We start from the raw sequence: 11,720 nt of genomic DNA, 5'->3' as shown, positions 1-11,720 counted from the left end.
AAATCCTGGATCTTACTTATCCCACCAGATGCGGGTCGTCAGCAGGTCTGGCCCCTGAACAGCGATCGCCGCGTTGTACTGCGCTGCATTCTTGCTGCTCTCGGTTGATGGATACCGCAGGCGACGGGGAATGACACCCGCCGTTTCGTTACCTACGTAATTGGTTGGCGTCAGCACCGGATAACCCGTACGGCGCCAGTTGGCGTAGGCTTCGTAGGAGTTCAGGAAGTTTACCGCCCAGTATTGGGTGCCGATCTGCTCCATCTGCTGCGCCGTTGTGCCGGTGCTCAGATACGGGTGCGCCGTCAGGTACGTGGTGATAGCAGCCGCACTGACGGTGCCTCCATACAGCGACATCATGCTCATGGCGGCCGTTACCCCTTTGTTGTAATGAATAGCAGCCTGCCCATCACCCCAACCCCGAACAGCTGCCTCGGCCAGCAGGTATTCTACTTCGGCGTAGCTCTGGAACACGGTTGGCGCGCTGTTGCTGGCAATCTTGTTCAGGTTTGCTTCTGAGTACGCCGGTAGCGAATCGGTCACGCCCCAGCCCGGAATCAGCGACTTGATCGTTTGCGCATCAAACCCGTTTGGCAAGCCTTTCTGCCTGGCTGGGTCGGTAGCTGTTGCTTCCAGGGCTGGGTTGGCGTTACCCTGCCATAACGTAGCGATGAAGGGCAGACGGGGGTCGTTATTGTTCTTCAGGAAGTTAATGAACGTGCTGCTCAGTTTGCTGTTTGCCTTTCCTTTCAGGTTGGCGGCATCGTATTCCTGCGTTCTGAGCGTATTGCCGTCCAGGTTCCTCGTGTTGTCGTTGCCTTCCGCGTGGTTGATCTTCGCCAGATCGTCGTTGCTCTGCATCACACCGCCCGCAATGGCTTTCTTCACGTAGGTCTGGGCCGCCGCCGCATCCACTTTGGTCAGGCGCATACCCAGCCGCAGCATCATCGAATAGGCAAACTTCTTCCACTTGGTCAGGTCACCCGCGTAGATCAGGTCTGCCGCGCCGTAGCCCGTCTTGGTATTATCCAGCGCAACCGCCGCCTGGTCCAGCTCGGTCAGCATGTTGGCATAAATGTCGGCCTGCTTGTCGTATCTCGGACTGAACACGCTCGTCAGATACCCCTGGCCCGCCTGCGAGTACGGAATGTCGCCGTACAGATCGGTGATGCGGTGATAGACGAACACCCGCCAGATCCGCGCAATGTTGTACAGGTTCACCTGCGCAGCATCGCCTTTTGTAAGGGCAATGATCTGCTCCACGTTCTTCACGTGTTCACCATAGGCCGTTTCGAAATAGGCATCTGAATAAGGGGCATTGTACAGGTACTTATCGCCCGACCAGTAGGTGGTCAACGACGAGAAGTGCTGGATCATGGCACCGGCATAGATCAGGTTGCCCCGGTGGTTTTCGTAGCCGGTACCCGCCGTTTTAACCTGCGAATACGACAGCAGGTTAGGAATAACCGGAGTGGTCAGTGCGTTGGGGTTGGTATTCAGCTGCTCGAAGCCATTATCGCAGGACGCCAGGAGCAGGCCTGCTGCCAGCAGAGAGGCCAACGCCGGTAATCGGTATGTCTTAAGAGATCGTAACATGGGTAAATGCGTTAAAAGCGGTGAGTTAGAAACGAACGTTCAGGTTTAGACCGTAGCTGCGAGCGGGTGGTACACCAAACATCTCGAGCCCCTGGGCATTGCCGTTGTTGTAGTTCGATTCCGGATCAACGTTAGGTACGTTCTTGTACAGGATCAGCAGGTTACGCGCCACCAGCGACAGGCTTGCGGCCTGAATCGGCGTTTTGGCCAGGAATGACCGGGGCAGTGAATAGCCAAACGTCAGCTGACGCAGTTTCACGAAGCTGCCATCATACACGAAGTTCTCGGTGATGTTCCGGTAGGCGCTGCTGCCGTAGTAATCCTGTGCCGACAGGGTTTTGGTGAATGCATCGCCGTTCTGAGTAACGCCCGTCACGGTGATGCCCCCTTCGCGACCGTTCAGCGTTTCCTGCGTCAGGCCATTGGCCGTGGCGTAGTAGTTCGTGGCGCTGTAGATTTTAGAGCCGAACTTACCATCGAGCAGGAAGCTGAACGAGAAGTTGCTCACACTGAATGTGTTGGTCAGCCCCATGGTCACGGGCGGAACACCACGACCCAGTGGCATCAGCGCGCTTTGCAGCGGTAAACCCGTTGCCGAGTTGTAGACGACCTGGCCGCTGGCATTCCGCAGTGCCTGATAGCCCGTGATCATGCCGTAGGGCTGGCCAGCGTAGTGATAAATATAGGCGCTCTGGGTACGTGACTGATCGACCTGGAAGGTGGTCAGGTCGTCGGTGATCTTCACCACTTTGTTGTCGTTGTACGCAAAGTTGTACGACACATTCCAGGTAAAGCCGCTCGCTTTTTTGATCGGCGTGCCGGTCAGTAACACCTCAATACCTTTGTTCACCACTTTACCCACGTTCAACAGTACGCTGCCGTAGCTGGTGGCCGATGAGGTAGAGGCCGTAACGGCATCGTTCGTCGTCGTGCGGTTATAGAACGTTAGGTCGACACCCAGTTTGTTGTTGAACAGCTTGCTTTCTATACCGAATTCCGTCGTGGTCGAGGTGTTGGGCTGCAGCAGTGCGTTCGGGATGGTACCGCCGTTGACCGACATCAGCGGGATATCGCCGATGTAGTTGTTGGTCTGAAGGTTATACGTCAGGTTCAGGGCGTATGGGTTGGGGTAACCACCACCTACCTGCGCCACCGATGCCCGGATTTTACCGTAGTTGAACCAGTTTGGCCGGTTGTTCATCACGTCAGACGCTACGAAGCTCAAGCCCGCCGATGGATAGAACAGGCTGTTGTTCTGTTTCGATAAGGTCGAGAACCAATCCTGGCGGCCCGTCAAGGTCAGGAACAGGATGTTCTTGTAGCCAATATCGGCCGAGCCGAACACCGAGTTGATGCCCAGCGCGCTGTAGTCGTAACCCGGCGTTTTCGTCACCGTGTTGTCGAGGTAGTAATTGAACGGCACTACGAAATACTGGCCGTTGTAGCGCAGGTTTTCCGTAGAGCGGCGCATCTGGTTACCACCAACCAGGGCGTTCACCGAGATGCTGCCAAACTCCTTGTTGAAGCCCAGCAGCAGTTCGGCGTTTGTCTCACCAATCTGCGTGTTGGTGCGGCTCATGCTACCCCGCGTTGAGTAGGCAAGACCAGTTGGTTCAACGCTGACAAATTTGGTCTGGTTGTAGTCTGTTCCCACCCGGCCACGCAGATACAGGAAGTCGGTGATATTGTACCGCAGCGAGAACTGGCCGATAAACCGGTTCCGGACGTCGCTGTTCGGCACTTTGTTTACCGCGAAATACGGGTTGGTCGAATACACGTTGCTGTTCCAGAGCGCTTCGTACCCGCGGCTGTCGTAGCCCGGATTCAGCGTGCGGATGTAGACCGAGTTGGCGATCAGCTGCACACCATAGTTCGGGTTCTTCGGCGTATCCGACAGGAACGTCCGGTTGGTACCCGTTTCGATGTTGTACTGGGCAACGCCTTCAAACACGATTTTCTTCGAGAGATTGGCGTTGGCACTGAGGTTGAACGACTTACGGTTGAAACCCGCATTAGGCACTACGCTGTTCGAGTTCATGTCAGACGCCGAAAACCGGAAGCTGGCCGCATCGGTTCCGCCCGATACCGCAACCGTGTTCGAGAACGTGCTGCCTGAATTATAGAAATTCTTGACGTTGTCTTTCTGAGCAACGTACGGACGAGACACCCCATCGAACTGGATGACATTGGTGCCATCTAGCTTGGCCCCCCACGACGACGTACCCGTCTGGATGGCTTCATCCTGCGTCAGTGGCTTGGCGCCCCGCGTTCCCTGGCCGTACACATATTGCCAGTCGTTCAGCGAGAACGGCTTGTCCATCGTGTAGGTACCATTGTATTCAACGCCGATACCGCGCTGCGATTTGCCCGTTTTCGTCGTGATCAGGATAACCCCGTTCGACGCGCGTGAGCCATACAGGGCCGCGGCCGTTCCCCCTTTCAGGACAGACATCGTTTCGATATCGTCCGGGTTGATACTGTTCAGGCCATCGCCCGAATCGGTGCCCCCCCACATACCCGCCGAGTTGACGTTCGTGTTATCAATAGGTACCCCGTTGATCACGTACAAGGGCTGGTTGTTGCCGCTCAGCGAGCCGTTACCCCGAATGATAACGCGGCTCGACCCACCGGGGCCCGTTGCCGTGCTGCTGGCGTTCAACCCCGCTACCCGACCCGACAGGGCATTGCCCAGGTTAATTTCCCGGGCCTGCGTCAGGTCGCTGCCCTTCACTTCGGATACGGCATAGCCCAGGGCTTTCTTGTCTTTCGAGATACCAAGGGCCGTAACAACCACTTCGTCCAGCGTTTTGTCGCTCACGGCCAGCGTGATGTTCAGCGTAGTCTGATCGCCAACGGTAACCTCCTGGGCCACGAAGCCCAACGACTGAATAACCAGCACACTGCCTTTGGGTGCGCTGATCGTGAAACGCCCCTCGGCGTCGGTCACGGTACCTCTATTTGACCCTTTTATCAAAATGTTAGCACCCGGAATGACGTCTGTTGCATTTTCAGACACCTTCCCCTGGATAGTCACCTGTTGAGCAACTGCCGCATAACAACTCAATAAAATGAAAGTAATCAACAAGGTAAATCTGTTTCTACATTGCTTCATCGTTTTTTAGTTTATAGTTAAGAATTGGCACGCATTGCAATTATTTATTCTCATTTAACTGAGATTTTTATTCCCTTAGGCTTTTATACTATAGCTGTAGTCGATCTTATTTTTTGTATTGCTCTTTTCCTAGCTATTAACTACATAAGTATCAAACCGCATACACTCATACGAATAGGGAAATACGCTGTGCTTCTGGCGCCTGATCAAACAGCTACCCTACATAGCTGACAATCAATAAGTATACGTTACACTACATTTTCGATTATTTAAGGCATCGCATTGGTAGGCCCTCAATCGGCTCGCGACAGCTAAATGCACGTTCGCTTCAAGATATTATTTGGCTTAATCAGCCTGGCAGCAAATATATTCTTAGTTTTTAAAATATTTTAAGATCCGTTGACCTTCTAGCGATATTATTTACAATTTGCTATAATTTCCTATTATCAAACTATTAAATACAATCGGTACACATCGTTGAGAGGGTAAATAGGTGCTGGTAAATTCTACAGACATTACTCATTATTTATGGCCGTAACTTGACAGACGTCGGCGTATTTTTGAGCGGAACTGCTCGTAAATTCAGTGTGTTGCTGGTCATCAGACTACTTGCATACTATTCAGCCTGTATATAATTGCGGTGAGTATACTGAGTACTTTTCTGAATTTTTTTCACAGTTACTACTCAAGTAAATGTTATCCTGATGGTCAATTTGTTTAAGGGTCAGAACTATTTATAAATTAATTTAATAAGTATCATCAATTGACTCTGCCAGTCTTATTTTTGGCCGACCTTTGGCTCTACCCAACTGCTGGGTACGTTGGCCATTAGCGTTCCTTCCTGTTACTGATCCATCAGCTCCGCTATGACTATACCCTGTACGCTTCGTTGCATCCAGCGTTTTTGTGTGGCCACAAGCCTACTGATCGCTGGCTTATTCACAGAGACCCCTGGGCAGACAATCAATCCGAAACCGGTTGTTATCGGGTATGTCTCCGATAAAGGCTGGACGAAAGACCAGATCGAGGCCCGTAAGCTGACTCATATCAATTACGCCTTTGCCGTACCCGCGGCAGACGGCAAGCTAGCCCCGCTCAACGCACGCGATTCCGTCAATCTGGTAGCGTTAACGGCGCTGCGGGCGATCAATAAGGACCTTAAAATTCTGATTTCGATTGGTGGCTGGGGCGGTTGCCAGTATTTTTCGGATGCCGCTCTAACTGCTGCTTCGCGGAAGAAATTTGCCGACGATGCCGTGGCGCTGTTAGCGAAGTATAAGTTGGATGGGCTGGATATTGACTGGGAATATCCAGCTCAGATTGGTGCCGGCAACATCTTTCGCCCGGAGGACAAGCAGACTTTCACCCTCTTTCTGAAAGCCCTCCGAGACCGGCTTGACGAGCAGGGCAAACTGGACAAGCGGCCCTCATCAGCTCATTATTTGCTTACAGCGGCCACTGGCGGCGACACAGCGTTTGTCCGTCATACCGAACTAGGCCAGGCGCAAACGTACCTGGATTACGTAAACATCATGACCTATGACCTGTATCACGGTAATGATAAAGTGACCGGTCACCATAGCCCATTAGCCCAGTCGAAAAAGGGCGATCAGTCGCGGAATAGCTCTATTTCTGCCGTAGAAGGCCATATCCGGGCGGGTGTGCCAGCGAATAAAATTGTTCTGGGGATCCCGTTCTATGGGCGTGGCTGGACCGATGTAGCGCCTGTGGATCATGGGCTGTATCAGCCTGCTACCGGTAAACACCTGTTTATTAGCTATGATGAACTGGCCGACAACTACATCGGCAAAAATGGTTTCACCCGCTACTGGGACAATGATGCCAAAGCACCGTACCTGTGGAACCCCACAACGCGCACCTTCATCACCTACGCCGATGAGGCTTCTTTTGCCCCTAAAGTGGCCTACGTAAAGCAGCAAGGTCTGGCCGGCGTCATGTTCTGGGAGTATATCTACGATCTCCATCAGAAAAAGCTACTCAACGCCCTGATACGCGATTTAAAGTAGATCAGCCATCCGGGGAGGTAACCCATTTACTATGACTGGGATACGTGGTAGACCGGTGACGCTAGGCAGCGCACCCAACAGGTTATGGTCTTTTAGCGTCTACTGGTTGTCAATCACATTTTAGCTACTTATAATTAGGCCCAAAAGCATAAGGAGCTACTAATAACGCCTGAACTACGCCTTATTTCGCGCGATGAACCCAGAACTACAAACTTACATTGCCAAGCGACATGCCCAGATTACGACGCCTTTAGCGTTCTTCTTTTTGTGCTTTTTCACGTTTGGCATCTACTCTATTTGGTGGCAATACAAGGCATGGCGGTTTATCAAGCAGAAAGACAATCTATCAGTGAGTCCGGTTGCCCGCGCCTTCTTTGCGGTCTTTTTCGTACATGGCCTTTTAGACAGGATCGACTACGACGCGCGGGAAAAAGGCCATCAGGGTATAGCCACGGGTGCCTATGCCACTGCTTATGTCATTCTGGCCATTATCTCCAATATACTTAGCCGACTGCCAGACCCATACTGGTTCGTTACGATTGCCATTCCGTTTTATGCCTTCCTGATCCCGAGCGTAAAGCAGCTAAACTATTATTGGGAAACTGAAGAGAACGTTGCCCTGTCGCGCACGATGAGTACCAAAGCCATTGTGTTGCTCTTATTTGGGATACTCTTTTTCTTGCTGGTCATTTTAGGCCTCTTATCAGAGGCAGGACAGTAATAACCTGAAGCGGCTTTTGCTATTCCGCCACCTCGGCAGCGCCCATCGTATCGAATAGGGTGTGCCAGTAGCGGGTAACGGTGGGGTTGTTTTCCTTGGCCGACGCAGTAGCAGCGAAGGGCAGCACGAGCCGGATGGCTGGCGAGCCGATCACGTACTGGGCAGACAGCTTTTTAGCGTCGGCCTTAGCCCATTCGTCGGCTTGCTGGTTAGTGGCGGGGGGTGTTTTATGAAAGTCGCGGCGACCAGGGCCGTTCATGCTCTCGACCATGTCGCTCAGGTAGTAGGCACGTACCTGCTTACCTGATTCATCGGCGCGGGCCAGTACGTCGAGACTTCCCCACAGATCGGTATGCTGATTCGATAAGTCGGTGTTGGGTTGATCGAGCCTGGTCAGCACCTGCCGCTGCATGGTGGCCTGCTCGCGGGTCAGTTGCAGCTCGTAATCAGACTGGGCAGCCTCCCGGTCGGTAGGGCTGGCTCCCTCTGTTTCGGGTAGCTGGGTACGTGCCGTCAGTGCGAGTGCGCGGGCTTTGGCGGTGTTGTCGTGCACGTAATACACCACCACCTTGTCGCCTTTCTGGTGCACATTCTCAGTAATGGCTTCGCGGATGACACGCTCGTAGACAGCCCGGGCCTCTGACAGGCTGTTGTTGCTCAGGCTCTTATCGATAAAAAATAGTGTATAGCTCGGCTCGTCGGCCGGTGCCTGGGTACGTTCCTTCTTGTCGGAACAGGCGGTTAGCAGGAGGAGTAGTGAGAGTAAGGCGATTCTAGGCATGATTGATAGTCGTTCCCTAAACCTATAAGGTCTCGGAAACCTTATAGGTTTGCTTTCGGCGCAGAAAACGCAACGCGGCCAGGAAGCCAAACACACTGAACAGCAGGTTTATCAGGGTAAAAACAGCGTGCGAAAACGTAGCCCAGACTGTACCCGCCAAAATTGGAAGGCCATAGGCAACCAACCCCCGACTGGCCAGAAAATGATATGACCCGATACTTGCCTGGGTAGGAATGGTTAGGCTACCAAGCGACGTGAGGGCAAAAATGGTCAGTGACGCCGAGTCAGGCAGCGCTTCGGTAACAGGTAAAGCCCGGAAAAGGGCAACCAGCGTAACCAGCGATAGGCTGTGAATAAAAAATGTGGTGAGCCAGTATAAGAATGGATTGCCCACGAGCCGGATACTTAACAAACCTCGCCGAAAACCGTCGATCCGGTCACGCAGCTTCAATCGGCCGGCTATTCGTTGCATAGATGCCTGCCTGACCAGCCTTTTCAGCCCCCAAACGGCCAGTAAAATGGCCAATCCAATAGCTGCCGCCACCCCAATCCACTGTGCCGTTGTCATGGTCTTTAGCCAGGCGGGTGGTTGCATATACTGGCGCACGTAGGCCAGCAATCGGCCCGATTCGAGCAGGATGGTTAGGGTCAGGAACACCACCGTGGCCAGCAGATCGACCAGCCGTTCGGTGATGATCGAGCCTACACTTTCGGTGATCGGTATGTTGTCGCTCCGTTGCAGCAGCGTACAGCGCAGAAATTCGCCCGAGCCCGGAATAATCAGGCCCGACGCGCTGCCGGCGAGCATGGCCGATAGGGCTCGTCCGTTCGAGGGTGTGTAGCCAAGACCCTGGAGCAACATTCGCCAGCGAATCGCGCGTAACAGCGTTTGTATACCTACAACCAGCGTAGTAACGGTAATCCAGAGAGGCGACGCCTGGTATAGTTGATCAAGCAGGCTATCCATAGACATTCCCCGTAGCGCGTATGCCAGTAGACCAACTGCCAGCACAAGGGGCAAAAGCTGTTTAAGTGTCTTTTTCATGGAGACAGATCGAGTTGGCACAGCCTTTGATATGGGGACATTATAACCGGCTTAAGGGGTCGAAAATAACAGGTCGACAGGAATCCCCTACCGGCAAAATTGGTAAATTTGTCTGATTAGGCTACACTGTTAACAGGCCTTGTTCTCATTAAGTGATCAGCGCACCACGCTGGCATTTAGTATAGCCGGGGCTTGATGAGCACTTAACAGCGTAGTAGCGTGCCATTTTAGTACCCGACCCATACTGAACTAATGAGTAAAAAAGGCAAAAAACCAGCCGATTCGCCGGCTACTGATCGTCCGCGTCCTGTTGTGTCTACTGTGGCACCGCCTCAAGTGCGGCCTGCTCCTGTGGCTTCAGTTCCGCCTCCGGCACCGCCAACACCAATACCTACTGCGCCGCCAGGTACGTTAATCTGGTTTGACAAACGCGTAAAAATCACGCTGGGGGTATTTGTGGGCGTATTTCTGCTGTTCGTGCTGTTCAAATGGCATTATATTTCTATACCCGCCTGGAACGAGATTCTGCCCGACGGTGGCCCCGCCAAACGCGGGTTGGTGGCTGGCACGCCAAAACGAATTCGGATGGATGATTACGCCGTTGGGGCGCCCTGGATTTTATCGAATGCCAACACAGGCTTTAAAGCAGAGAATGAAGCAGTCGGCGGCCTGAAAACACCGTTGCTCACGTTGCCGGTAAAGCACCCAATCACAATTTTTAAATTAGGCTACTGGGGGTTCATGTTTCTCGACGTGGAACGGGGCTATTCATGGATGTACAATAGTAGCCCGCTGGTGCTATTGCTGGGTACGTTTCTGTTTTTCCTGCTGGTTTCCCGAAATCAATACTGGCTTTCACTGACGGGGGCCTTCACCCTGTTTCTTTCTTCAGGCACGGTCTGGTGGTCGTTCATTCCATCGTCGATGATCGGGTATTGCGCGGCAGCGTTTGTGGCGGCGGTCTATCTCCTCAGAAGCACCAACCCCCGCGTTTACATTCCCGTTGCCTTTGCCCTCATCTGGATCGCCATTTCCTACGCCACGCTCCTCTATCCGCCCTATCAGGTGCCTATGGCCTACCTGTTCATTTCCCTGTTGATTGGGTACGTTCTCAACGAACGCAAGGCGATTTTTCCGCTCAAAGCCTTACCGCTTAAGCTGGTTAGCCTGGTGAGTGCGGTTGCGCTGGCGGGTATTGTGACTTATATCTTCAAGAACGATATTGATGAAACGATTAAGGCAGTTACCAGCACCGTGTATCCCGGTAAACGCAGCGAAACAGGCGGCACGGGCTTCATTGCCAACTGGTATTCTGAATATTACAGTTGGTTTTTCAACGATCAGCAGTTCCCGAAGGGGTGGCTGAATATCTGTGAACTGTCGCACTATCTGAATTTTGCCCCGGTGGTGATGCCGCTGGCCATTGCCCTGTTCGCCTTCACGCGCCGAATTGACTGGATGCTGGCTGGGGCTATGGTATTTGTCTGCCTGATGTGGCTCTGGATCGAAGTAGGCTACCCGGAAGCCATTGCCAAAGCGTCGCTGATGAGCATGGTTCCTACCCGTCGCGGACAGATTCCGATGGGCGTGGGTGGCATTGTGTTACTGTTCCTGTACCTCGCTTCGCTCCGTAATCTAAGCCTTGCCGACATCAAACAAGCCATTCCGGCCTGGTTTACGCCCGTCGCCATCGTTGGAATCATCGCGTTTGTGGTCTATACCGCCTACGTAAACGTGAACGATTCGGAAGGGATGCTCCGGTCCGACCAGACATTTTTGCCGGTGCTGTTTTTTATCCTGATGAATGGGCTGTTGCTGTTTTCGCTGAATGTCCGCTACCGAGTAGCCCTCTTCTGCGGGGGAATCCTTCTGTTCCTGCTGCCGAACCTGAAAGCCAATCCGCTTTCGAAAGGGCTAACCCCACTGACCGAGAACCTGGTGTACCAGAACGTGAAAACGCTGGTCGACAAAGACCCCGATGCCCGCTGGATAGTCAATGGCAGTCAGTTCGTTACGTATATGGTGACGGCCACCGGTGCGAAACAGATTACGGGGGTGAAATACATTCCCAACCGGAAGCAGATCTTCAGCGTGCTCGACCCCACCATGAAGCGCGACTCGGCCTATAACCGCTACGCGCATGTGACCTTCCAGACGTACATTAACGGCGCACAGGGCGATACCACCATTCTGGCCCAGCAGTTTGAAGATGGGTATGTGATTGCGGGCGACCCCTGCTCGCCGAAGTTCAAAAAACTGAATGTCAAGTACATGCTTTACGACCACGCGCCCCAGATTCCGTATGAGGTACGTTGCATGAAGAAAGCCGTAGAGCTGGGATCAATGACCATCTACGAACGAATCGATTAAAAATAGTTTACTGTTTTCTGTCTTCTGTTATGCTGCTTAAATCAGCGGTTCTGGAGAAGCGGAGCAAC

Annotated in this window: 7 protein-coding genes; 3 read left to right on the top strand and 4 right to left on the bottom strand. The window is 52.9% G+C overall.

Going from position 1 to position 11,720, the window contains the following annotated elements; genetic code table 11:
* Positions 1–12 precede the first annotated feature (12 nt).
* Both ACAW75_RS21520 and ACAW75_RS21515 read right to left on the bottom strand, forming a co-directional pair.
* Positions 13–1,596, bottom strand: a complete 1,584-nt coding sequence (locus tag ACAW75_RS21520; RefSeq protein WP_370730818.1) for a SusD/RagB family nutrient-binding outer membrane lipoprotein — start codon at positions 1,594–1,596, stop codon at positions 13–15.
* Between the two features lie 25 nt (positions 1,597–1,621).
* Entirely contained in the window at positions 1,622–4,678 is a 3,057-nt protein-coding gene (locus tag ACAW75_RS21515; protein WP_370730817.1) for a SusC/RagA family TonB-linked outer membrane protein, read from the bottom strand.
* Between the two features lie 938 nt (positions 4,679–5,616).
* On the opposite strand from ACAW75_RS21515, the gene ACAW75_RS21510 reads away from it, so the two are divergent.
* Together ACAW75_RS21510 and ACAW75_RS21505 are read left to right on the top strand one after the other, a co-directional pair.
* Positions 5,617–6,735 carry a glycoside hydrolase family 18 protein gene (locus ACAW75_RS21510; protein WP_370730816.1) on the top strand — a complete coding sequence of 373 codons (1,119 nt, stop codon included), beginning with the start codon at positions 5,617–5,619 and terminating at the stop codon, positions 6,733–6,735.
* Between the two features lie 193 nt (positions 6,736–6,928).
* On the top strand, positions 6,929–7,456 hold the full coding sequence (locus ACAW75_RS21505; protein ID WP_370730815.1) for a hypothetical protein: 528 nt from the start codon (positions 6,929–6,931) through the stop codon (positions 7,454–7,456).
* Between the two features lie 19 nt (positions 7,457–7,475).
* Here the strand turns inward: ACAW75_RS21505 and ACAW75_RS21500 are convergent, their stop codons facing one another.
* Both ACAW75_RS21500 and ACAW75_RS21495 read right to left on the bottom strand, forming a co-directional pair.
* Positions 7,476–8,237 (bottom strand): hypothetical protein, encoded by a 762-nt coding sequence (locus tag ACAW75_RS21500; RefSeq protein WP_370730814.1) that lies wholly within the window; start codon positions 8,235–8,237, stop codon positions 7,476–7,478.
* Between the two features lie 22 nt (positions 8,238–8,259).
* Positions 8,260–9,282, bottom strand: coding sequence for a lysylphosphatidylglycerol synthase transmembrane domain-containing protein (locus tag ACAW75_RS21495; protein WP_370730813.1), 1,023 nt, complete (start codon positions 9,280–9,282; stop codon positions 8,260–8,262).
* Positions 9,283–9,534: 252 nt separating this feature from the next.
* Between ACAW75_RS21495 and ACAW75_RS21490 the strand changes: the two genes are divergently transcribed.
* On the top strand, positions 9,535–11,652 hold the full coding sequence (locus ACAW75_RS21490; RefSeq protein WP_370730812.1) for a DUF7657 domain-containing protein: 2,118 nt from the start codon (positions 9,535–9,537) through the stop codon (positions 11,650–11,652).
* The last annotated feature ends 68 nt before the right edge of the window (positions 11,653–11,720 follow it).

It is taken from the genome of Fibrella arboris (assembly GCF_041321095.1).
GTDB lineage: Bacteria > Bacteroidota > Bacteroidia > Cytophagales > Spirosomataceae > Fibrella > Fibrella arboris.
Note: the sequence above shows the minus strand (reverse complement) of the source record. Positions and strands in the feature narration are given on the sequence as shown.